Origin of the sequence: Pseudonocardia asaccharolytica DSM 44247 = NBRC 16224, from assembly GCF_000423625.1 — a bacterium.
In the GTDB taxonomy this organism is placed as follows: Bacteria; Actinomycetota; Actinomycetes; order Mycobacteriales; family Pseudonocardiaceae; genus Pseudonocardia; species Pseudonocardia asaccharolytica.
The window spans coordinates 24,668-47,174 of record NZ_AUII01000032.1 but is presented as its reverse complement, the minus strand read 5'-3'; the positions used below and the strand labels follow the sequence as shown (position 1 = coordinate 47,174).

Genomic DNA, 22,507 nt, shown 5'->3' with positions numbered 1-22,507 from the left:
GTCAAGCGCGGTATGGCCGAGATGCTCAAGGGTGGGGTGATCATGGATGTGGTCACTCCGGAGCAGGCGAAGATCGCCGAGGATGCCGGGGCGGTCGCGGTGATGGCCTTGGAGCGGGTGCCGGCGGATATCCGGGCGCAGGGTGGGGTGGCCCGGATGAGTGATCCGGACATGATCGCCGGGATCGTGGAGGCGGTGTCGATCCCGGTGATGGCCAAGGCGCGGATCGGGCATTTCGTCGAGGCGCAGGTGCTGCAGGCGCTCGGGGTGGATTACGTGGATGAGTCGGAGGTGTTGACCCCGGCGGACGAGGCGCATCACATCGACAAGTGGGCGTTCACGGTGCCGTTCGTGTGTGGGGCGACGAATCTGGGGGAGGCGTTGCGGCGGATCGCCGAGGGGGCGGCGATGGTCCGGTCGAAGGGGGAGGCCGGGACCGGGAACATCGTGGAGGCGACCCGGCACATGCGGGCGATCCGGGGGGAGATTCGCCGGTTGGGCGGGTTGGACGGGGCGGAGTTGTTCGGGGCGGCCAAGGCGTGGGCCGCGCCGGTGGAGTTGGTGGCCGAGGTGGCCCGGGCGGGGCGGTTGCCGGTGGTGTTGTTCACCGCGGGGGGGATCGCGACGCCGGCGGATGCGGCGATGATGATGCAGTTGGGTGCGGAGGGGGTGTTCGTGGGGTCGGGCATCTTCAAGTCGGGGGATCCGGCGCAGCGGGCGGCGGCGATCGTGAAGGCCACCACGTTCTACGACGATCCGGATGTGTTGGCGAAGGTGTCGCGGGGGTTGGGGGAGGCGATGGTGGGGATCAACATCCCGGATCTGCCGACCGAGCAGCGCTACGCCGATCGCGGCTGGTAGAACGCTCTGCGTGCGGCCACGACGGAGGTTTCAAGAAGGTTCCACCCGTAGTCTCCGGTCCAGGTAGATGATCCCTGCGACGTAGGGCGGCGGCGACCCGATTGCCGCTCCGCCGGGCGGTTCACAGCCCGCCGGCAGCCGGATCGGCGCCCCTGGGAGGTATCCGATGGAAGACAGGCAGTACGGTATGGACACGCTGGCGGTGCACGCCGGCCAGCGTCCCGATCCGGTGACCGGCAGTAGGACGGTGCCGCTCTACCAGACCGGCGCCTACGTGTTCGAGGACACCAACCACGCCGCGAACCTTTTCTCCCTGCAGCGGTTCGGCAACGTCTACAGCCGGATCATGAACCCGACGACGGCGGTGTTCGAGGAGCGGGTCGCGGCGCTGGAGAAGGGCATCGGGGCCGTCGCCACCGCCTCCGGCCAGGCGGGCCAGCACCTCGCATTGTTCACGCTCATGGAAGCGGGTGACGAGTTCGTCTCCTCCCGCACCCTATACGGCGGGAGCTTCCAGCAGTTCGACGTGACCTTCCGCAAGGTCGGGATCAACGCCCGGTTCGTCGACGCTTCGGACCTGCAGCAGTGGAAGGCCGCGGTCACCCCGAACACGAAGGCCTTCTACGCAGAGGTGATGGGCAACCCGACGATCGACCTCGTCGACATCGAGCCGCTCGCCGATCTGGCCCACGAGGTCGGGGTGCCGCTCATCATCGACAACACCTTTGCCTCGCCCTACCTGTGCAACCCGCTGGAGTGGGGTGCGGACATCGTCCTGCACTCGGCCACCAAGTTCATCTGCGGCCACGGCACCGCGCTCGGTGGCGTGATCGTCGACGCCGGTCGCTTCCCCTGGGACAACGGGAAGTTCCCGGGGATGACCGAGCCGGCCAAGGGCTACAACAACCTGAAGTTCTTCGAGTACTTCGGTGACTTCAGCTGGCTGTTGAAGTGCCGCGCGGAGATGCTGCGCGACTACGGCCCGATGATGGCGCCCCAGGTGGCGTGGCTGATGCTTCAGGGCCTGGAGACGTTGCACGTGCGCATGGATCGGCACGTGCAGAACGCGCAGACCGTGGCGGAGTTCCTCGAGCAGCACCCGGACGTGGAGTACGTCAACTTCCCGGGGCTGAAGAACAACCCGTACCACGATCTGTCGAAGAAGTACCTGCCCAAGGGCGCGGGCTCGATCTTCACCTTCGGGATCAAGGGCGGCCGCGAGGCCGGCCGGAAGTTCATCGAGTCCGTCCAGCTGTTCAGCCACCTGGCCAACGTCGGTGACGCCAAGTCGCTGGTCATCCACCCTGCGTCCACGACTCACCAGCAGCTGTCCGACGACGACCTGCGGGCGGCCGGGATCGGGCCGGAGATGATCCGGGTCTCCATCGGCATCGAGGACGTGGACGACATCATCTGGGATCTGGACCAGGCGCTGGCCGCGGCGCAGCGGCCGGGCGAGCTGGCCGCGATGCCCAGAGACGGCAACGCGCAGAACGGCCTGGGGCACTCGATCATGTCGAAGGCCTACGGCGCGCCGTTCCACGGATGACCGTCCCGAACCCCTCGAACCGATTGGAGACCCGGACGTGACCGCAGTCGGAGAACGTAACAACCTGGGCATGTCGCCGTCGGACCGGTATCAGATCCTGATGTCGAACCGGACGATCGCCATGATCGGGCTGAGTTCCAACTACTTCAACGCCAGCTCGTTCGCGGCCATCTACCTGGCCGCGAACGGCTACGACATCGTCCCGATCAACCCGAGCCAGGCCGGCAAGGAGATCCTGGGGCGGCCGGTGTATGCCGACCTGATCGACGCGGCGGCCAAGCACCCGAGGCCGATCGAGATCGTCGACATCTTCCGCCCCTCGCACGAGGTGCTCGAGATCGCCAAGCAGGCGCTCGAGGTCGACGCGAAGGTGCTGTGGTGCCAGCTGGGCGTCATCAACGAGGAGGCCGCGGAGCTGTTCCGCGCCGCCGGGAAGCCGGTGGTCATGGACCGGTGCTGCAAGATCGAACACGCGCGCTTCTTCGGCGGCCTGCGGACGATCGGGCTGAACACCGGCATCGTGACCAGCCGGCTCGCGATGCCGCTGCCCAGGGACTGAGCAAGCGGGCAGGAGTCGCCGGCGTCCGGGCCGACCGGACGCCGGCGACATCGACATTCGGCGGGGAACAGGATTCGATCGCGCTGAGGCAAACTTCCAACGGCGGAGGTCGGAGATCATGGACAGGGAAGTCCGGACGCCGGAGGTGCACGTCGGCCTGCTCGGTGATTTCCGTGTGACGGTCGACGGCTGCTGGGCCGGCGAGCTCACCGAGAACCGCAGGGCGGCCGAGCTGGTCAAGCTGCTCGCCCTCGCGCCGCAGCACCGCAGGCATCGCGAAGAGGTCGTCGAGGTGCTGTGGGACCACCTGGAGCCCGACGCCGCGCTCGCCAACCTGCACAAGGCGGCGTCGTATGCGCGCAAGGCACTGGGCTCCAAGGAGGCCGTGGTGCTGCGCGGCGGCTGGGTGCATCTGTGGCCCGCGGCGAGCCTGTCCACCGACGTGGAGGTCTTCGACCTGCAGGCGCGTCGCGCGATCACCTCCGGCGACCCGCAGCGGTGCGCGCAGGCCGCGGAGCACTACGGCGCCGGGCTGCTGCCGGAGGACCCCTACGCGGAATGGGCCGCCGAGACCCGGGAGCGGCTGCGGCATCGCTACCTGGACCTGCTGCGCCGAGCGAACCGCTGGGAGGACGTGGTCCGCCACGAGCCGGGGGACGAGCAGGCGCACCGGGAGATCATCCGCGACCTCCTGCGCCAGGACCGCCGCCATGCCGCCCTCCGGCAGTGGCAGCAGCTGCGCGCGTCGCTGTCGGAGCTGGGACTGCGTCCCGACCGCGAGTCGCTCGCGCTGTGGCGCGAGCTGGTCGACGCCACCCCTGTCCTCGCGCCGGTGCGGTATGCGCCGCCGCCGATGGTCGGTCGAGATCTCGAGCTGGCGCGGGCGCGGCGGGTACTCGAACAGGCCGGCGCCGGTCGAGGCGGCACCCTGCTCGTGACCGGCGACATCGGGATCGGCAAGACGCGGTTCTGCGAGTCGCTGCTCGGTAAGGCGGGCCGGCTCGGCTGGACGACACTGCGCGGCAGCCCCAGCCAGATCGACGGAGCGGCCCCGTGGGCGCCGATCGTCGAGGCGTTCGACCGGGTGCTGCGTGAGCGGCCGGACCTGGTCGAGGCGCTGTCCGAGCCGGCAAGGGACGGGCTGGCCCGGTTGTTCGGCCGCGGCGCGCCGTCACCGTCGGGGGCCGAGGTGCGTGGTCGGCAGCCGATCCTGCTCGCGGCGAGCCAGTTGCTGGCCGCCGCCGCCACCGAGCGCGGCGTCGTGTTCTGGATCGACGACCTCCACCTGGTGGACGAGGCGACCATCCAGCTCGTGCACTACGTCGCCAGGGCGGCGCGGTACGGGCGGATGCTGATCGTGCTCGCCTACCAGCGCGACATGCTCTCGGCGACGGGGTCGAAGCTGTGCGCGAACCTGCTGGCGGGCGAGGGGGCGACGGAGATCGAGCTGGCGCCGCTCACCCCGGCCGACTCCGCGTCGATCGTCCGGACCGTGTCCGGCACCGAGCTCCCGGCCGCGACGATGTCCGCTGTGTACCAGATGGCCGAGGGCAATCCGTTCTTCACCGAGGAACTCGCCTCGGCGATCGGTCCCGACGGTTCGCTGTCGCTTCCGCGCCGGCTGCGGGAGATCGTCGAGACCCGGCTGGGCGAGCTGGAGCCCGCGCTGCGCTCGGCGCTGCAGCGCGTCGCCGTCGCCGGGGTCCGGTTCTCCGCCGACGAGCTGGCCGCCTTCGCCGGGCTGAACCAGACGGAGCTGTTCGACCTGCTCGACGCCGCCCTGCAGATCGGCGTCGTGATCGAGACCCCCGGCGGGTACCGGTTCCGCAACGCCATCCTGCGCGAGACGCTGCTCGCCTCGCTGCCCGCCCACCGGCGCAGGGCCACCCACCGATGCGCCGCCGAGGCGCTGGCCAGAGCCGGCGCGGCGCCCGGGCGGATCGCGCATCATCTGCTCGGTGCCGAGGCGGGTGCCGAGGCGGTGCCGTGGCTGGAGCGGGCGGCGCTGGACGCGGCCGCGGCCGGAGCGGTGGCCGAGGCCAGGGCCTTCGTCGAGCGGGCGCTCGAACATGCTCCGCGCCGCCCGTCCCTGCTGGAGCTGCGGGCCAACTGCCTGTTCGCGGCGGGCGAACGAACCTCGCTGGCCGCGTTCACCGACGCGATCGAGGCGGCCAGGGGAAAGCGGCGAAGGCGGCTGCGCATCCGGCAGGCCAGGGCCGCGGTCGTGCTCGGTGATGTGACCACCGCGAACCGCGCGCTGGACGGGCTGGTCGCGGCCACCCCGGCCGAGCGGGTCGACCTGCTCGTCGCCCGCGGCTTCGCCGCGTCCGCCCGCGGCGATCTGCGGGTGGCCGAACGGTGCGCCGAGGAGGCCCGGCGGATCGCCATCGACGAGGGTCTGGCGGCGGAGCTGACGAGCGCGGCGACGTTGCGCGCACTGGTCGCGCACAGCAGGGGGGAGTGGCAGCACCAGATCGAGCTCGATTTGCTGGACACCAGCAAGCTTCCGCAGCTCGCGGCGAGCGTGCACGACGGTCACCTCTGCGTCGTCGAGCATTATCTCTACGGCGATCGGCCCTACGACGAGCTCATCGACTTCGCCGTCCGGTTGCGGGAGACCGCCAAGCGCAGCGGCGCCGGGCGCGGCGAGGCGTTCGCGACCGTGATCCTCGGCGAGGCCAAGCTGTTGACCGGCGATCTCGACGCCGCCGAGGAGCATCTTCGGGAGGGGGCCGAGCTGCACCGGCGGGTCGGCTCCTCGGCCGGTCAGTCGCTGGCACTGCAGCGCCGCGCCGAGGCGGTCCTGCTCGGTGGACGGGTGGCCGAGGCCCGCGAGCTGCTGGCCCAGGCGCTGGAGCTGGCCCGCCATTCAACGCTGCTCGGACGGCATCTGCTGCCCCGCATCTACGGCACGATGATCAATGCTGCCACCGAGCCGAAGACCGCGATACACATCGTCGACGAGGCGGAGTCCGCGATCACCGGCCCGGCCGAGATCTGCCGGATGTGTACGGTGACCTTCGCGGTCCCGGCGGCGGTGGCCTGCGTCCGCTCCGAGCGGCTCGACCGCGCCGAGCACTACCTGGAGCTGGCCAAGGACATCGCGCAGCCGATCTGGCTCGGGGGGGCCTGGCACGCGGCGATCGCGGAGGCGGAGGCGTCGCTCGCCGCCGCGATCGGGAAACCGGACCGGGCCGAGCGGCTGCTGCAGACAGCGGGCGAACTGTTCGCGGCAGCCGGACAGCCGCACGATGCGCGACGATGCCGGGCGGGGGCCGGCGGGCAGCGCCGCGACAGCCCCGGCGCGGCCGGACCCCGGCTTGCCGCCTCATGGAGCTGTGTCGGGCCCGCGGCGGTTGTCCCGCAACTGTCGTGAAGGAGCGCGAGGACTGACGGACATTCAGTCATTTGACGGCAGCTGATTCCCAGGTAGACCCCCGTAAAGAGGCGTCTCGCGCAGTCACTCGATAGGTCGAAACGTTCGCTTGTGACACAGGTCATGTTACGATTGTCCGTACAGACATTCGAGCGGTCGCGCACCGATGGGTGGCCGCTCGCAAGGAGGTGTCCATGCCGCACCAGCTATGCCGGGTTCCCGCCCGCGGCGCGGGAACCCCGACGGTGATCTCGACGACCGATGGTGCCTCTGCTGCTGTGCAGGCTGCCGAGTCACAGGGACCAGAGCGATGAGCATTGACGTGAGCTCCGTCGACGACTCGGAGAACATGGACGCCTGGCTGTTCGCAGCCAGCTCGAACACGGAGTTGTTCTTCGCGGGCCCGATGGGCGGGACGCGGCACCGGCTGCTCGCTCCCCCGGCGAGCGGCGCGTGGCGGATCGGGGACCCGGTCGGCCGCAGGCAGTGGATCTCGATTCCCGGGCCCTTCCCGCTCGAGGCTGGCGGTGTGCTGCCCAGCGTCCAGCTCGCCTACGAGACGTGGGGGCAGCTGGCGCCCGACCGCAGCAACGCGGTGCTGGTGCTGCACGCGCTGACCGGCGACAGCCATGTCGCGGGCGGCGTCGCGCCGGGACACCCCACGCCCGGCTGGTGGGACGGGCTGATCGGCCCGGGGCGCGCGCTGGACCCCGAGCGTTGGTTCGTGGTGGCCCCGAACGTGCTCGGGGGATGTCAGGGAAGCACCGGCCCCAGTTCCCCCGCCGGCGACGGCCGGGCCTGGGGGAGCAGGTTCCCGGTCCTCACGGTGCGGGACTCGGTGGCCGCCGAGGCCGTGCTCGCCGACCGGCTCGGCATCGACCGCTGGGCCGGGGTCATCGGCGGGTCGATGGGCGGAATGCGGGCGCTGGAGTGGGCGGTCAGCGAGCCCGACCGGGTCGACGGGCTGTTCCTGCTGGCGAGCCCGGCGGCGTCGAGCGCGGACCAGATCGCCTGGTGCGCACCGCAGCTCGCCGCGATCGAGGGCGACCCCTACTGGCGGGACGGGGACTACCACCACGCCCCGCCCGGTCGCGGGCCGCATACGGGTCTGGGAACGGCGCGGCGGATCGCACATCTGAGCTACCGCAGCGCGGCGGAGCTGGGTACCCGGTTCGGCCGCCAGCACCAGGTCGGCGAGCATCCGTGGCGGGGCGGCCGCTATGCGGTGGAGTCCTACCTGGACCACCAGGCGCAGAAGCTGATCTGGCGGTTCGACGCGGGCTCCTACGTCACTCTCACCCGGATGATGAACGCGCACGATGTCGGGCGGGATCGCGGTGGGGTGGCGGCGGCGCTGCGCGGGGTGCGAGCCAGGACGATCGTCGCGGGCGTCGATTCCGATCGGCTCTATCCGCTGGCTCAGCAGGCCGAGCTGGCCGCGGGGATCCCGGGCAGCGACGAGGTGCGCGTCATCAACTCCCCGTACGGGCACGACGGTTTCCTCATCGAGACCGCCCAGGTGAACGCGCTGCTGAAGGAGTTGCTCGAAGGAGACTGAACCTGCAGGGCAAGATGGAGGTGGTGCGATTTGCCCATCGCCGGGATGGGATTCGTTGGGCACAGGGTGGTGTACGGCTGATGAGCGATCGACAGGGAGCGTCCGGGCGCTCGGGTCTGACGGTGTTCCCCGCCGGTGAGGTGGTCGTCGCCGACGGGGCCGTCGGGACGATGCTGCACGCCGCGGGCATCCCGCTCGACCAGTCGCTGTCCGAGCTCAACGTCGGACGCCCGAAGCTGGTCCGCGACCTGCATGCCGCCTATGTCGGCGCGGGCGCCCGCATCCTGCAGACCAATACGTTCGACGCCAACCGGCTGCGGCTGGCCTCGGCCGGGCTGGCGGACCGCGTCACCGAGATCAATATCGCCGGTGCGCGGCTGGCGCGGGAGGCGGCCGAGGACGCCCCCTGGGTGAAGATCGCCGGAAGCGTCGGGCCCGCGATGAGCGCCGCGCTGGTGACCCGCATTCCCGACGCCGAACGCGCGTCGATCCTGCGGGAGCAGATCGCGGCGCTCGCCGACTGGGTGGATCTGATCATCCTGGAGACGTTCGGCGAGATCGAGTCGCTGGTCCAGGGCGTGCAGGTGGCGCTCGACGAATGCGACGTCCCGGTCATCGCGCAGCTGACCTTCGGCGACGACGGGCGCACCCTGCGCGGGGAGGAACCGGCCGAGGTCGCTGCCGTGCTCTCCGAGTATGATCTCGCCGCCATCGGCGCGAACTGCACGGTCGGGCCCGCGGTGCTGCAGGAGGTCGTCGCCGAGCTCGCCGCGGCCACGTCCCTGCCGGTGTCGGTGCAACCCAACGCCGGCACCCCCCGCCGGCTGGGGCGGGCACTGCGCTACGCGCACAACGTCGACTACTTCGCCGAGGCGGCGGCGCAGCTCGTCGCGAAGGGGGCGACCGTCGTCGGCGGCTGCTGCGGGACGACACCCGCGCACACCCGGGCGATGGTGAAGTCCGTCGCTGGGCTGGCGCCGCTGCGCCAGGCCCGGGAGCAGGTCACCGACCGGGCATCGCTGCGCGTCGCCGCGCCGGTCGCGGATCCCGAGCCACCCCGGGTGGCCTGGCGGTTCCCCGGCGAGTTCGTGGTGCTCAGCGGCACCAGCGCGCCCCACGGCGAGCAGGTCGCGCAGTTCGTGACGCAGGGCAAGGAGCTGATCCGGGCCGGTGCCCGGCTGCTGGCGGTCATCGACCCCGACCCGCCGGCCACCCGGGTCAACCCGCTGGCGGCGGCGGTGCTGCTGCGCGAGCGGGTGGAGGCCGACGTCATCCTGCAGATCGAGACCGCGGGCCGGAGCCTCTCGGCGCTGCAGGCGGATCTGCTCGGTGCGCATGCGCTCGGGCTGCGGATGCTGCTCTGCCGGACCGGTGCACCGCGGGTCGTCGGAGACTACCCGGACCCGGGCTCGCTGTGGGACGTCGACTCGGTTCGGCTGATCGGCGCGTTGTCGGCGCTCAACGACGGCGTCGACTGGCGCGGTGTCTCGACCTCCGTCCGTACCCGGTTCGTCATCGGTGCGTCGCTGCGGACCGCGGCGGTGGACAAGCGGTGGGAGCTGGACCGCGCGGTCGAGAAGGTGCGCGCCGGCGCGCACTTCTTCGTCACCGAGGTGATCTACGACGTCGACGAGGCGCTGAACGCCATCAGCGAGCTGCGCGAACGAGGGGTGGACGTGCCGGTGATCGCTGCCATCGCCCCGTTCGGCGACGTCGCCACGATCGCGCGCCGGACCCACGAGAACGCCAACGCCGCGGTTCCCTCGGCGCTGCTGCCGCGGCTGCGGGAGCGCGACCCGGTCGAGAGTATCGACCTGGCCTTCGAGGCGGCGGAGAAGCTGGCCGGGCACGCGGCCGGGATCCTGGTGCACGGGCCGAGCCATGCCGACTCGCGCGTCGTCGGGCTGGTCAGCCAGCTGAGCCGGATGGGAGCGGCGCGATGAGGGCATCGAACGTGCGGCATGGCAGAACCCGGTACCGGGTGGAGGCTGAGGAGGAGACGCCCCTGATCGACGACGTGCAGATGTACCCCGATGTGATCAGCGGGCTGTCCCGGCAGAACTCGGTCTACCGGCGCGTCATAGCGCTGTGCGACGAGATCGCCGATGCCGCGCTGCAGGGGGCGAATGCGCACGAGCTGGCCCAGGTGTGCGCGGGCCTGCTGGCGAAGACGGTGGTGCTGCTCGACGCCTCGTTCGAGCTGCGCGCCTACTGCAGCGGTGGCGGCGGCGACATCGCCGCGGCGACCTGGAACCCGGACGATCCGAGCATCCGGCGGCTGCTCGGCGCGCTGGCCGCCGAGAATCGGCCGCTGCGGGTCCCCGCGGTGCCGGACTCGGTGCTGCCGCACGGCTGCCTGGCCACGCCGATCGCGATCGGCCAGCAGAAGCTCGGCTACCTGCTCCTTCTCGAGGACGCCGCCGGCGGCGAGACCGACGACACCGATCTGCTGGTCGTGAGCCAGGCCGCGACGCTGTTCGCGCTCACGCTGGCCAAGGAACAGACCACCATCGATCTGGGCAGACGTTACCAGGGCGCCATCGTCGACGCGCTGATCTCCGGGCACTTCCTCGACCGGGAGGACGCGAGTCGCAAGCTCACCTCGCTGGGTCTTGCCGAGGGACAGCCGTTCCGGGTCGGGGTGATCCGGACGGATACCGACGGCACCGAGGGAGTCGGTGTCTTCGTCGCCTCGCCGGAGATACAGCGGCTGCTCGGCGAGCTCGCCGCGGCGATCCCCGAGGCGGTCCCCGGCGCCGCCATGACCGTTCGGGGTGCCGAGGCGGTCATGGTTCTCCCGGAGGAGGCCGAGGCCGGTGGGCAGGGCCGCGGCCGCGAGACCGAGGCCCTGCGCAAGCTCGCCGCCACGCTGTCCGAGCGCGCCCCGGGAGCGAAGGTGACCTGCGGGATCAGCGAGCCGACCCGGCGGCCCGAGCTCGCGCCTCGGCGAATGCGCCAAGCCGAGTACGCCGCCGACATCGGGATCCGAATCGGGCGAGCCGGCCAGGTGGTCAGGTACGACGAGCTGGGTATCTATCGGCTCCTGCTCCAGATCGGGGACCTGCGCCAGCTGGGTCAGTTCGCCGACGAGGTGCTCGGCGTTGTGCTGCGGTACGACGCCACGCACAAGACCGATCTGGTGCGTACCCTGTCGGTCTTCCTCAACCAGCACGCCAGCCTCAAACAGGCGGCCCGCCAGTTGGGGGTGCATGCCAACACCATCTCTTACCGACTCCAGCGGATCGAGCAGCTGACCCCGCTCAACCTGGCCAACCCGGACGACCGGCTCGCCGCGCATGTGGCGGTCAAGATCATCGACTCGCAGCGGGCCGACGGCCAGCCGCTCGGGACCCCGCTCCGGCGCGGCTGATCCGAAGGCGATCGCCGCTTCGGCTACTCCGCGCTGCCCGGATTCGGTTCTTGTGGTGAGAACACAAAGGGGTGTGCCGGCAATTTGTCGACGGTAGTGACTATCGGCTCGGCACCGACTCGGCGACGATGATGTCGCGGGATCGGAAAGGAGGAGGGCCAGTTGAGCGAGATCAGCAGGGTTGGCGTCGTCGGGGCCGGGCTCATGGGATCCGGAATTGCCGAGGTGTGCGCCCGGGCAGGTTTGGACGTCCAGGTCAGCGAGGTCACCAAGCAGGCGGCCGACGCAGGCCGCGCGCGGATCGAAAAGTCGATCGCTCGGGCACAGAAGTCCGGGAAGCTGTCGGCCGACGAGGGCGCGGAAACGCTCGCTCGGATCAGGTTCACCACCGATCTGGACGACATGTCCGACCGGGACTTCGTCGTCGAGGCGATCGCCGAGAACGAGGCCCTCAAGGTCGATGTGTTCAGCACCCTCGACAAGGTGTTGGAGAACCCCGATGCGGTGCTCGCCTCCAACACCTCGTCGATTCCGATCATGAAGCTCGCAATGGCGACGCAACGGCCGCATCGAGTGCTCGGCGTGCACTTCTTCAACCCGGCGCCGGTGCTGCGGCTCGTCGAGGTGATTCCTTCTCTTCTGACCGATGAGCAGACCCGCAGCTTCATCGAGGAATTCGTTTCCAAGCGCCTCGGAAAGACGGTCGTGCGGTCGACCGACCGCGCCGGGTTCGTGGTGAACGCGCTGCTCATCCCCTACATTCTCTCCGCCATTCGCATGCTCGAGTCCGGGTTTGCCTCCGCCGAGGACATCGATAACGGGATGGTGCTCGGTTGCGCTCACCCGATGGGTCCGCTGGCGCTCGCCGACCTCATCGGCCTGGACACCACCATGGCGGTTGCGGAGTCGATGTATGCGGAGTTCAAGGAGCCGCTGTACTCGCCGCCGCCCATGCTGCTGCGAATGGTCGACGCCGGGCTGCTGGGCAAGAAGGCCGGACGCGGGTTCCACGAATACCCGCGCTGACGGCGCCGGGTAGGCCGGCGTGAAGGGGCGCGAATAGATGGCACAGCTGGTCCGCGGGGTTGTCGGGTCGGCTGCCGGCGGGCCTTGCTGGGTCGAGGAGATCCTCGTTCCGGACCCAGGACCCGGCGAGGTCGTGGTGCGGGTGCTGGCCTGCGGGATCTGCCGGATGGACCTGCAGCCCCCGGACCTCGGCTCCGGGCATCCGATCCTGCTCGGGCACGAGGCCGCCGGCGTCGTCGAGTCGGTCGGCCCGGATGTCGATGCCACCGAACCCGGCGACGTCGTCGTCCTCGGCCGCAGCGGCGAGGTCCCGCCCCGAACCCGGTCGATGCTGCTGGACGGGCGCACGCTCACCCCCGCGCTGGGGGTTGGGGCCTTCGCGGAGAAGGTGCTCGTGCACGTCGGGCAGTGCCGCGTTCTCGAGCCCGCGGCCGGCCCCCGGATCGCCGCGCTGCTGGACGACGGTGTGCCTGGGGCGACCGGGCGATCGCTGGGCACCGCGGGCCAGGTCGGCGGTCCCGGACTGGTGGCCGAGCGGTATCGGGCCGCGGGCGCGACCCGGACGGTCCCCGCCGCTGCCGTCGTCGCGGTGGACGTCGACCCGCTGAAGCTGGGATGGGCCAGGCAGCTCGGGGCGACCCATGTGATCAACGCGCGGGAGCGCGACCCGGACCGCGCCATCATGGAGATCACCGACGGGTTCGGCGCGGATCTGATCGTCAACGCGGTGGGCTGTCCGGAGATCTGGGAGCAGCCGTTCCTCGTTGCCGATCCGAGCCACACGCTGGTGCTGGTCGGAGCGCCGGAGGCGGGGCTGATCGAGTGCGGCGACGGCGCGTCCCTGCCGTCCCTGTCGTCTCCGTCGTCCCTGCCGGTCCTAGACCTCGGCCTGCTCCTGGACATGTTGCTGGCGGGGGAGCTGCCGACACAGCGGTTCGTCGCGGGCGCGGCCGGACCGGACGCGGTGGCGGAGGCGTTCACCCGGATGCAGAAGGGCGAGCTGCCTCGCCCGGTCGTGGCGATGTCCTCGACGCTTGAGCCGCTCACGTAGTGCCCAGCGGCGCTCGAGCCGCTCGAGTGGCGGGGCGCCCCCGCTCACGTGGCGCTCCGGCGGTGGGCGCCCCGCACATCTCGCGGCTTCACTACGGTTCGGGCGGTGGGGCTCAGTCGGTGGGGTGCCGCAGGCCGGTGGCGTGCAGCAGCGTCTGCGGACCGTCCAGCAGGGTGAAGAACGCCCGGACGCCGAGATCGTCCGCGGTGTGCAGCGGGGCGAGCTCCAACGGGGGTCCCGCGACGAGGCTCAGCTGGACGACGGCGACCTCAAGTCCGCCGAGGGCGAAGAACAGCCTGCGGCCCAACGTCGACCCGCAGGTCGTGCTCGTGAGCTGATCGCCGGTCGGGATGGGTCCGGCGATCTCGGCGAACCCGCCCTGCAGGTGGCGGAGGTGGAACTGGGCGTGACACTCGGCTCGGGTGCCCCCAATGCGCAACGTCCAGGAGGCACCGTTCGCGAGCGCGCCGCTTGCGACGACCGGGGCGGGAATGTCGAGCATCGGCTACATCCTTGGGGCGCGGCCGCCGGCGGCGGCGGATGGGTGGATGACCATTCAGGTGCGAAGGCGACCCGGCGCGCTGCGCCGGGTCGCCTTGACGGATCGGTGCACCACCGGTGGTGCTCAGCTCCGTTCGAACAGGTGGATGACGCTCGCCACGTTGTCGTTCCCGTGCCAGCCGCCGGCGTTCTGGGCCATTGCGATCCGCGCGTTCTCCACCTGGCGGCCGTCGGCCGTCCCGCGCAGCTGGAGCACGGCCTCGGCGATCTGAGCCAGCCCGGTGGCGCCGATCGGGTGCCCGCGGGACAGCAGACCGCCGCTGGTGTTCACCGGGATCCGCCCGCCCAGGTCTGTCTGCCCGGTACGGATCATCTCCTTGGCCCCGCCCAGCTCGGTGAGCCCGAGCTGCTCGTAGGCCATGAGCTCGGCCGAGGCCGCGGCGTCGTGGACCTCGATGCAGTCGATGTCGTCCGGGCCGAGACCGGCGACCTCGTAGGCGGCCTGGCTGGCCAGTTTGATGACCTTGGTGGCGCCGTCCACGGGGGCGGAGCGCACGACGGAGGCCAGCACCCGGATCTGTGGCGACGCCGCGTACTCCGGGCTGACCAGCAGCGCCGCCGCGGCGCCATCGGTGATCGGCGAGCACATCTGCAGCGTGAACGGTTCGACGATCAGGCGGGCGTTGAGGACCTCCTCGATCGTCAGCTCCCCGCCGTACTGGGCCACCGGGTTCAGGGCCCCGTTGTGCTGGTTCTTGATCACGACGCGGGCCAGGTCCTCGGCTGTGGTGCCACTCTCGGCCATGTAGTCCAGCGCGGCGGCACCGTAGAGGTCCATCAGGAAGGACCGGCCCGCGGGCAGGTCCGGTGGGACGGTCTCGACGTCCACCGAGCCCCCGATCGCGGCGAACGAGCGGGCCTTGTCCGGGTGGGTCAGCTTCTCGGCTGCGACCGCGAGCACGATGTCGTGCGCGCCGGTGGCCACGGCCTGCCAGGCCAGGTGGAACGCCGTCGAGGCCGAGGCGCAGGCGTTCTCGGTGTTGATGACGGGAATCCCGCCGATACCCAGCGGCCGCAACCCCACCTGACCGAGCACCATCTCCTGGCCGGTGATGGTGCCCGCGGCCGCGTTGCCGACGTAGGCCGCCTGCACGTCTGCGGTGCCGCGTCCGGCGTCCTTCAGCGTGCTGGTGACCGCCTCCGCGAGCAGGTCCTTGATGGAACGATCGGGCTGCTTGGCGAACCTCGTCATCCCGATCCCGGCCACGTACACGTCACGCATCGTCTGACACTCCCGAGCAGTTGTTCGATCAGGCAAGGGGAGCGGCCGCCGTTACGCCGGCCACTCGCAGGTGTGCCGGGCCACGCGGAGTCTGCGGTGGCCCGGCACCCGGTTCGAATCGTGCAGGAGTTCGGTCAGCTCAGGCGCGCGGTGAGGTACGTCCAGGTCGCCGGGAACTCGGTGACGTTCGAGAACAGCTTCTCGAGGCTGTAGCGGATCAGGAAGCGGCGGTCGCGCAGCGCGTCCTCGGTGGGCTCGGTGCCCTCCACCTTGGGCGAACCGCCCACCCAGCTCATCACGCCGTCGTGGTAGGTGAACAGCAGCTGCAGCCACTCCTCGACCTGCGCGAAGATCGTCGAGTCGTAGGTGTGCATGACCTCGTAGCCCTCGGAGCGGAAGGTCTCGACGTAGTAGTCGAGGTCACGGACCGGGACGAACACCTTCTCGCGCAGCTTCTTGTGCGCCGCGAACGTCGCGCTGTCCTCCAGCGCGCCCCGGTACTTCTCGAAGGCCGGCTCCCGCAGGACCAGCTCGGCGGCGATCTCGTTGACCTTCTCGACGGTCTCGTCGATGATCCAGTCGCCAGCGTGGGCGTTGGGGTTGTGCATGTTCGCCGAGCAGACGAACACCAGCCCGCCCGGGCGGAGGATCCGGGTCCAGGACTGCAGGGTCTCCGGGAGGTCGTAGTAGAGGTGGATCGCGTTCGTCGCGGTGATGACGTCGGCGCCGACGTCGAGCAGCGGCTGCTCGACGACCTCGTCGATGAGCTGAAGGCGCTTCTCGTCCTTCAAGTACTTGATCAGGCGGAAGGCCGCGCGCTCGTCGTCGGCGAGGTTCTCCACCGCGACCCGCAGGAACTTCGCCGAGGCGTCGACGTTGAGGATCCCGACCCGGTGCTTGATGTTGGACAGCAGCCGCTTGGCCAGGATTCCGGTGCCGGCCGAGAAGTCGACCATGATCTTGTCCTCGCCCAGCGCGGCGAGGATCTGGGCGATCGTCGGCTCCAGGTTCTTGTACCAACCGTGGTTACCGACATCGTCGTAGTTGAGGCCGAACTCATCGACACTCTGCCGAGCCCAGGGCTCGTCCGGAATACGGTTGAAGCCAACAGGCCAGGCGAAGCCCGGTCCGGCCTGGACGGGAGCTGTCGTCATTATGAGTCTCCACTTCTGGGTTCGTGCGGTCGGGGACGAGCATGTAAGAATCTGCGCGCTAGGAGCAGGTCCTCGTCCGTCCGGCAGCGGATGGCGAGAGCGGGCGACTCGGCGCTCTTCCGGGGGTCGGGTTAGCGGCTGCGCGCCCAATCACATCGTCCACCAGTCCCGCCGCGCGGGGAAGTCGGTACGCAACACAAATCGCCCATCTCCGCGTTTGTGTTCGCTCCACAAGCAGCGGAACGCCGCACGCTGTGGGCTTCCCGGGCGCTCGGCCGGCGGGTGCGGCCGGTCCGGCGGGCTGTTGTGTCGTGGGCACAAGACCATCGCGCCTCAATTTGTTCCCGAACGCGTCTACTCACGGGGTGTGATCTGCGTCAGACTTTGTACCGAGCGCGGCGATCGACTGCGGCGCGACGACGAGGGCCGCGGTCCCGCGGAAACCCGTTCAGCTCACTCGGACGCATGAGGAGTGACACTGACATGTATGGACAGACCCGGTGTCCGTGCTGTGGCTACGGCATGAGCGTGCCGTCGACACCCTATTCGGACTCCAGTGTCGAGCTCATCGACTCGCTCACCCGCGAGGTCAACTACCTGCGGTCGGTGGTCGCTCGCATGTGGAAGTCCGACTGGAGCACGGGAACGCTTCCGGAACAGGTCACGGCGTCCAGTTCACTGTGATCCGGAATCCCTCGGAGACAACCTCGTCCGGGTCGGGATACGAATCTTCAATTGACCCGGAAACGTGACTTGTCGCGACGAGCTCGATCCGCTTTCAGCGGTCGGTGCCGCGCTGGGAATGGCGGTATCGATCGTCACGCGGGTTTTGCCCGCTCACCACGGACGCCCCGTCGCGGACTGGCTTGGGCGCGGGCTGGTCCGCGCGTGGCCCCGGGCCGACCGGACCGTGGTCGGGCGGGCGGCCTAGGTTCCTTTCTGGCTGTACCGGCGCAATTCGAGAAGGAGACATCATGATCCCGTTGGCGGAGAACGAGCACCTGTTCACCTCCGAGTCGGTGACGGAGGGGCACCCGGACAAGATCTCGGACGCGATCTCGGACGCGGTCCTGGACGCCGCGCTGGCCGGCGACCCGAACTCGCGCGTGGCCTGCGAGACGCTCTGCACCACCGGCGTCGTCGTGATCGCCGGCGAGATCACCACCGCGGCGACGATCGACTTCACCGACGTCGTCCGCAAGACGGTCTGCGAGATCGGCTACGACAAGGGCGAGTACGGCTTCGACGGCAACCACTGCGCGGTGATGGTGGCGCTGGACAAGCAGTCGCCGGACATCGCGCAGGGCGTGGACATGGCCCAGGAGCGCCGCGAGACCCTGTCCGAGGACGAGCTCGACTCCGCGGGCGCCGGCGACCAGGGCATGATGTTCGGCTTCGCGTGCAACGAGACCGACGAGCTCATGCCGATGCCGATCGCGCTGGCCCACCGGCTCTCGGCCCGCCTCACCGAGGTGCGTAAGAACGGGACGCTCCCCTACCTCCGCCCCGACGGCAAGACCCAGGTGACGGTGCGGTACCGGGACGACAAGCCGGTCTCGGTGGAGAAGGTGCTGATCTCGACCCAGCACGCCGAGGAGGTCAGCACCGAGCAGATCCGCGAGGACCTCTGGTCGCACGTGGTGCTCCCGGTGCTGCCGAAGGAGCTGTACTCGGTCGAGGAGCTCAAGCAGGAGTACTACGTCAACCCGACCGGCCGGTTCGTGATCGGTGGTCCGGTGGGTGACGCAGGCCTGACCGGACGCAAGATCATCGTCGACACCTACGGTGGCTTCGCCCGCCACGGTGGCGGCGCCTTCTCCGGCAAGGACCCGTCGAAGGTCGACCGTTCCGCCGCCTACGCCGCGCGGTACGTGGCGAAGAACATCGTGGCCGCCGGGCTGGCCGACAAGACCGAGGTCCAGGTCGCGTACGCGATCGGTGTCGCCCGTCCGCTGTCGGTCCTCGTCGAGACCTTCGGCACCGAGAAGATCTCGGTGGACATCATCCGCAAGCTGGTCGACGAGCACTTCGACCTGCGCCCCGCGGCGTTCCGGGCCCACCTCAAGCTGCACCGCCCGATCTACTCGAAGACGTCCGCCTACGGCCACTTCGGCCGCAACGACCCGGACTTCACCTGGGAGGCCACGGACAAGGCCGCCGCCCTGCGCGCGGCCGCGGGCCTGGGTTCCCAGTGACCGGGTCGTCGAGCTCGAGCACGGAGGAATCGTGAGCATTCTGGTAACCGGGTCGATCGCCAACGACCACCTGATGGCGTTCCCCGGCCGCTTCCGTGAGCAGTTCGTCGACGGCAGGCTCGACGAGATCTCGTTGTCGTTTCTCGTCGACGAACTGGAGATTCGCCGCGGCGGCGTCGCCGCGAACATCGCCTTCGGGATGGGCCGCCTCGGCCTCTCCCCGGTGCTGGTCGGGGCGGTGGGCAGCGACTTCGCCGAGTATCGGCAGTGGCTGGAGCGGCACGGTGTGGACTGCTCGGGGGTGCGGGTCTCCACGACCGCGCACACCGCGCGGTTCCAGTGCACCACCGATGCCGACCAGAACCAGATCGCCTCGTTCTACGCGGGTGCGATGACCGAGGCCAGGGAGATCGAGCTGGCCCCGATCGTCGAGGCGCTGCCGGGCGGGTCGAGCAGTCTGGGAATGGTACTGATCAGCCCGAACGACCCGGAGGCGATGATCCGGCACTCCGAGGAGTGCCGGTCGAGGGGCTACCCGTTCGCGTCCGACGTGTCCCAGCAGGTGGCGCGGATGGACGGCGAGCAGATCCGGTCCCTCGTCGAAGGCGCGTCCTTGCTGTTCACGAACGCCTACGAGCGGTCCGTGCTGGAGCAGAAGACGGGCTGGTCGAAGGAGGACGTGCTGGCTCGGGTCGGCATCTCGCTCACCACGCAGGGTGAGAAGGGTGTGATCATCGAGCGGGCCGGGGAGGAGCCGATCGCGGTGCCTGCCGGCATCGCCCGCTCGATCGCGGAGCCGACCGGTGTCGGCGACGCCTTCCGGGCCGGATTCCTGGCCGGCACCACCTGGCAGCTCAGCCTGGAGCGCGCCGCACAGTTCGGCGCGGTGCTGGCGACGCTGGTGATCGAGACGGTCGGCACCCAGGAGTACGCACTCGACCCGACCGACTTCTGCACCCGGTTCAAGGAGGCGTACGGCGAGGAGGCCGTCGCCGAGATCGAATCGGTGTGGTTGCCTGTGCTGGACGCGCGTGACGCCGCGATGACGACTGCTGAGGAGAAGTAGGAGTATGGACTTCAAGGTTGCCGACCTCGGACTTGCGCGCTACGGCCGCAAGTCGATCGAGATGGCCGAGCACGAGATGCCCGGGCTGATGGCCACCCGGCGGGAGTACGCGGAGAGCAAGCCGCTGCGCGGCGCCCGGATCGCCGGCTCCCTGCACATGACCATCCAGACCGCGGTCCTGATCGAGACCCTGGTCGAGTTGGGCGCCGATGTCCGCTGGGTGAGCTGCAACATCTTCTCCACCCAGGACGAGGCGGCCGCCGCGGTTGTGGTGGGTCCCAACGGCACCCCCGACAACCCCCAGGGCTCCCCGGTCTTCGCCTGGAAGGGCGAGACGATGGAGGACTACTGGTGGTGCATGGACCAGCTCTGGCAGTTCACCGACGAGAACGGCAAGCCGGCCGGCCCGAACCTGATCCTCGACGACGGCAGCGACGCCACGTTGATGGTGCACAAGGGCGCCGAGTTCGAGACCGCCGGTGTCGTCCCGTCCACCGACGAGAACGACCCGGAGGAGTACCGCGTCCTGCTGGACGTGCTGCGCCGCAGCATGGAGCGTGACCCGAAGCGGTTCACCACCATCGCGCAGAACATCCTCGGCGTGTCCGAGGAGACCACCACCGGCGTGCACCGGCTCTACGAGATGGAGAAGGCCGGCCAGCTGCTCTTCCCGGCGATCAACGTCAACGACTCGGTCACCAAGAGCAAGTTCGACAACAAGTACGGCTGCCGGCACTCGCTGGTCGACGGGCTCAACCGGGCGACCGACGTGCTCATCGGTGGCAAGGTCGCGATCGTCTGCGGCTACGGCGACGTCGGCAAGGGCTCGGCCGAGTCGCTGCGTGGCCAGGGTGCGCGGGTCATCGTCACCGAGATCGACCCGATCTGCGCGCTGCAGGCGGCGATGGACGGCTACCAGGTCGCCACGATGGAGGACTTCGTCGCGACGGCGGACATCTTCGTCACCACGACCGGTAACAAGGACGTCATCACCGTCGACCACATGGCGGCGATGAAGCACCAGGCGATCGTGTGCAACATCGGCCACTTCGACAACGAGATCGACATGGCCGGGCTCGAGCGCTACCCGGGGATCGTCAAGACGGAGATCAAGCCGCAGGTCCACGAGTTCCTGTTCCCGGCGAAGGGCGACGTGCCGGGGCACGCGATCATCGTGCTGTCCGAGGGCCGGCTGATGAACCTCGGCAACGCCACCGGGCACCCGAGCTTCGTCATGTCGAACTCCTTCACCAACCAGACGATCGCGCAGATCGAGCTGTACACCAAGCACGACGAGTACGAGAACAAGGTGTACATGCTGCCCAAGGCTCTGGACGAGAAGGTGGCTCGCCTGCACCTCGACGCCCTGGGCGTGAAGCTGACCAAGCTCAGCAAGGAGCAGGCCGAGTACATCGGCGTGGACGTGGAGGGCCCGTTCAAGGTCAACCACTACCGGTACTGACCGGTACCAACCGGCACCGATAGGAGCCATGGCCTCCCCGGCCGGCGTGCGTCTGCCCCGCACGCCGGCCGGGGCACTCATTCTTTTTCGTCGTCGTTCACCCGGATGACGGGGAGTTGTCCTTATTCCGGGCGACCGGGCTACCGGAGGGTGCCACTTTCGGGGCTTGTGTGTGCTACGCCACGGCTCTAAGTTGGATGTTCGGACATTGTTGTCCCATCATGAAGGAGGTGCGTCCGAGTGGCGGCGCGGAGACATCACAAGATCGTCATTGTGGGTGGTGGTAGCGCGGGTATCTCGGTTGCCGCCCGGTTGGTACGCCAGAACGTGGCGGACGTGGCCGTGGTCGACCCGGCTACTACGCACTACTACCAGCCGCTGTGGACGCTGGTCGGTGGTGGCCGGGCACCGGTGGAGGAGAGCGCGCGACCGCAGGCCTCGGTCATGCCCAAGGGTGTGACCTGGATCCAGCAGGCGGCCGCCGAGATCGATCCGGACAACCGTGAGGTCACGCTCGACGACGGCAGCGTCGTCGGCTACGACTTCCTCGTCGTGTGTCCCGGTATCCAGCTGGACTGGGAGAAGATCAAGGGGTTGTCGCCGACCCTCGGCCGGGACGGCGTCTCGAGCAACTACCTGTACGAGCTCGCCCCGGCGACCTGGAACTTCATCCGCAATACGAAGTCGGGCACCGCCGTGTTCGGCATGCCGGCCGGCCCGATCAAGTGCGCGGGCGCACCGCAGAAGATCGCCTACCTCGCCGCGGACTACTGGCGGCAGCAGGGCGTGCTTCACAACATCGACGTCCACCTGGTCCTGCCGACGCCGGGCATGTTCGGGGTCAAGGAGTTCTCGGACGTGCTGGTGGGTGTGGCCCGCCGCTACGGCATCACCGTGCATTTCGAGAGCGAGGTGACGGAGGTTCGCTCGGACGTCCGCGAGGTGACCGTCACGGACAAGAAGAACGACACCACGCACACCCTGCCCTACTCGGTCATGCACCTGGTGCCGCCGCAGAGTGCCCCGGACTGGATCAAGAAGGGGCCGCTGGCGGATCCGAACAACCCGGCGGGCTATGTCGAGATCGACAAGCACACGATGCAGCACACCCGGTACCCGAACGTCTTCTCCCTGGGTGATGCCGGCTCGTCGCCGAACTCCAAGACCGGGGCCGCGATCCGCAAGCAGGCGCCGGTGGTGGTGGAGAACCTGGTCGCCGCGATGGCCGGGAGGCCGCTGACGGCGTCCTACGGCGGCTATGCCTCGTGCCCGTTGACCACCGCGCGGCGCAAGATGCTGCTCGCCGAGTTCGACTACTCGATGAAGCCGACGCCGTCGATCCCGGTGATCAACACCGTCAAGGAACGGACGGACATGTGGTACCTCAAGCGGTACGGCCTGCCGTTCCTGTACTGGAACCTGATGCTCAAGGGCCGCGCGTAGGACGCGCGCCCGCATAGGCGAACAACAGCACGGCGGACCCGACCAACCCGGTCG

17 protein-coding genes are annotated in these 22,507 nt (G+C 69.5%); 14 read left to right on the top strand and 3 right to left on the bottom strand.

Features of this window, described 5'->3' with window-relative positions:
• From pdxS to G567_RS0121675, 9 genes are all read left to right on the top strand, one after another.
• Positions 1–861, top strand: an 861-nt coding sequence (pdxS, locus tag G567_RS0121715) for a pyridoxal 5'-phosphate synthase lyase subunit PdxS (protein WP_028931480.1), incomplete at its 5' end; no start/stop codon positions are given.
• Positions 862–1,027: 166 nt separating this feature from the next.
• The gene (locus tag G567_RS30475) at positions 1,028–2,410 is read left to right on the top strand and encodes an O-acetylhomoserine aminocarboxypropyltransferase/cysteine synthase family protein (RefSeq protein ID WP_084796342.1); all 1,383 of its coding nucleotides are present in this window, start codon (positions 1,028–1,030) and stop codon (positions 2,408–2,410) included.
• A 37-nt stretch (positions 2,411–2,447) separates the two neighbouring features.
• Complete coding sequence (locus G567_RS0121705) at positions 2,448–2,969, top strand: CoA-binding protein (protein ID WP_211224012.1); 522 nt, start codon at positions 2,448–2,450, stop codon at positions 2,967–2,969.
• A 118-nt stretch (positions 2,970–3,087) separates the two neighbouring features.
• The gene (locus G567_RS30470; RefSeq protein ID WP_037057841.1) at positions 3,088–6,345 is read left to right on the top strand and encodes an ATP-binding protein; all 3,258 of its coding nucleotides are present in this window, start codon (positions 3,088–3,090) and stop codon (positions 6,343–6,345) included.
• Positions 6,346–6,751: 406 nt separating this feature from the next.
• Positions 6,752–7,903 (top strand): homoserine O-acetyltransferase MetX, encoded by a 1,152-nt coding sequence (gene metX / locus G567_RS0121695; protein WP_028931629.1) that lies wholly within the window; start codon positions 6,752–6,754, stop codon positions 7,901–7,903.
• Positions 7,904–7,983: 80 nt separating this feature from the next.
• Positions 7,984–9,846 (top strand): homocysteine S-methyltransferase family protein, encoded by a 1,863-nt coding sequence (locus G567_RS30465; protein ID WP_161631740.1) that lies wholly within the window; start codon positions 7,984–7,986, stop codon positions 9,844–9,846.
• Positions 9,843–11,273: a PucR family transcriptional regulator gene (locus G567_RS0121685; RefSeq protein WP_161631739.1), complete on the top strand. Its 1,431-nt coding sequence runs from the start codon at positions 9,843–9,845 to the stop codon at positions 11,271–11,273. The genes G567_RS30465 and G567_RS0121685 overlap by 4 nt, the downstream gene beginning before the upstream one ends.
• Before the next feature lie 162 nt (positions 11,274–11,435).
• Positions 11,436–12,299 (top strand): 3-hydroxybutyryl-CoA dehydrogenase, encoded by an 864-nt coding sequence (locus G567_RS0121680; protein ID WP_028931627.1) that lies wholly within the window; start codon positions 11,436–11,438, stop codon positions 12,297–12,299.
• A 37-nt stretch (positions 12,300–12,336) separates the two neighbouring features.
• Positions 12,337–13,350 carry an alcohol dehydrogenase catalytic domain-containing protein gene (locus G567_RS0121675; RefSeq protein ID WP_028931626.1) on the top strand — a complete coding sequence of 338 codons (1,014 nt, stop codon included), beginning with the start codon at positions 12,337–12,339 and terminating at the stop codon, positions 13,348–13,350.
• Positions 13,351–13,462: 112 nt separating this feature from the next.
• Here the strand turns inward: G567_RS0121675 and G567_RS0121670 are convergent, their stop codons facing one another.
• From G567_RS0121670 to G567_RS0121660, 3 genes are all read right to left on the bottom strand, one after another.
• A complete protein-coding gene (locus G567_RS0121670) occupies positions 13,463–13,852 on the bottom strand; it encodes a hypothetical protein (RefSeq protein WP_028931625.1) in 390 nt (129 codons plus the stop codon).
• A 123-nt stretch (positions 13,853–13,975) separates the two neighbouring features.
• Positions 13,976–15,133, bottom strand: coding sequence for a thiolase family protein (locus G567_RS0121665; RefSeq protein ID WP_028931624.1), 1,158 nt, complete (start codon positions 15,131–15,133; stop codon positions 13,976–13,978).
• A 134-nt stretch (positions 15,134–15,267) separates the two neighbouring features.
• Complete coding sequence (locus tag G567_RS0121660; protein ID WP_028931623.1) at positions 15,268–16,287, bottom strand: methyltransferase; 1,020 nt, start codon at positions 16,285–16,287, stop codon at positions 15,268–15,270.
• A gap of 522 nt (positions 16,288–16,809) precedes the next feature.
• Here G567_RS0121660 and G567_RS34490 point away from each other — a divergent pair.
• The 5 genes from G567_RS34490 to G567_RS0121635 all read left to right on the top strand — a co-directional run bounded on the left by G567_RS34490 (position 16,810) and on the right by G567_RS0121635 (position 22,453).
• The gene (locus tag G567_RS34490; RefSeq protein WP_154667171.1) at positions 16,810–16,971 is read left to right on the top strand and encodes a hypothetical protein; all 162 of its coding nucleotides are present in this window, start codon (positions 16,810–16,812) and stop codon (positions 16,969–16,971) included.
• Between the two features lie 290 nt (positions 16,972–17,261).
• Positions 17,262–18,482 carry a methionine adenosyltransferase gene (metK, locus tag G567_RS0121650; protein ID WP_028931622.1) on the top strand — a complete coding sequence of 407 codons (1,221 nt, stop codon included), beginning with the start codon at positions 17,262–17,264 and terminating at the stop codon, positions 18,480–18,482.
• A gap of 31 nt (positions 18,483–18,513) precedes the next feature.
• Positions 18,514–19,548: a carbohydrate kinase family protein gene (locus tag G567_RS30460; protein ID WP_051233389.1), complete on the top strand. Its 1,035-nt coding sequence runs from the start codon at positions 18,514–18,516 to the stop codon at positions 19,546–19,548.
• Between the two features lie 4 nt (positions 19,549–19,552).
• Positions 19,553–21,010, top strand: coding sequence for an adenosylhomocysteinase (gene ahcY, locus G567_RS0121640; RefSeq protein ID WP_037057837.1), 1,458 nt, complete (start codon positions 19,553–19,555; stop codon positions 21,008–21,010).
• Between the two features lie 240 nt (positions 21,011–21,250).
• Complete coding sequence (locus tag G567_RS0121635; protein ID WP_028931620.1) at positions 21,251–22,453, top strand: NAD(P)/FAD-dependent oxidoreductase; 1,203 nt, start codon at positions 21,251–21,253, stop codon at positions 22,451–22,453.
• Positions 22,454–22,507 lie beyond the last annotated feature (54 nt).

Excerpts from the sequence above, each read along its gene's own strand:
- G567_RS30465 (WP_161631740.1), top strand. The coding sequence starts at position 7,984 with ATGAGCGATCGACAGGGAGCGTCCGGGCGCTCGGGTCTGACGGTGTTC.
- G567_RS34490 (WP_154667171.1), top strand. The coding sequence starts at position 16,810 with ATGAGCGTGCCGTCGACACCCTATTCGGACTCCAGTGTCGAGCTCATC.
- G567_RS0121665 (WP_028931624.1), bottom strand. The coding sequence starts at position 15,133 with ATGCGTGACGTGTACGTGGCCGGGATCGGGATGACGAGGTTCGCCAAG.
- G567_RS0121685 (WP_161631739.1), top strand. The coding sequence starts at position 9,843 with ATGAGGGCATCGAACGTGCGGCATGGCAGAACCCGGTACCGGGTGGAG.
- G567_RS30475 (WP_084796342.1), top strand. The coding sequence starts at position 1,028 with ATGGAAGACAGGCAGTACGGTATGGACACGCTGGCGGTGCACGCCGGC.
- G567_RS0121670 (WP_028931625.1), bottom strand. The coding sequence starts at position 13,852 with ATGCTCGACATTCCCGCCCCGGTCGTCGCAAGCGGCGCGCTCGCGAAC.
- ahcY (WP_037057837.1), top strand. The coding sequence starts at position 19,553 with ATGGACTTCAAGGTTGCCGACCTCGGACTTGCGCGCTACGGCCGCAAG.
- metK (WP_028931622.1), top strand. The coding sequence starts at position 17,262 with ATGATCCCGTTGGCGGAGAACGAGCACCTGTTCACCTCCGAGTCGGTG.
- G567_RS30470 (WP_037057841.1), top strand. The coding sequence starts at position 3,088 with ATGGACAGGGAAGTCCGGACGCCGGAGGTGCACGTCGGCCTGCTCGGT.
- G567_RS0121675 (WP_028931626.1), top strand. The coding sequence starts at position 12,337 with ATGGCACAGCTGGTCCGCGGGGTTGTCGGGTCGGCTGCCGGCGGGCCT.
- metX (WP_028931629.1), top strand. The coding sequence starts at position 6,752 with ATGGGCGGGACGCGGCACCGGCTGCTCGCTCCCCCGGCGAGCGGCGCG.
- G567_RS0121660 (WP_028931623.1), bottom strand. The coding sequence starts at position 16,287 with ATGACGACAGCTCCCGTCCAGGCCGGACCGGGCTTCGCCTGGCCTGTT.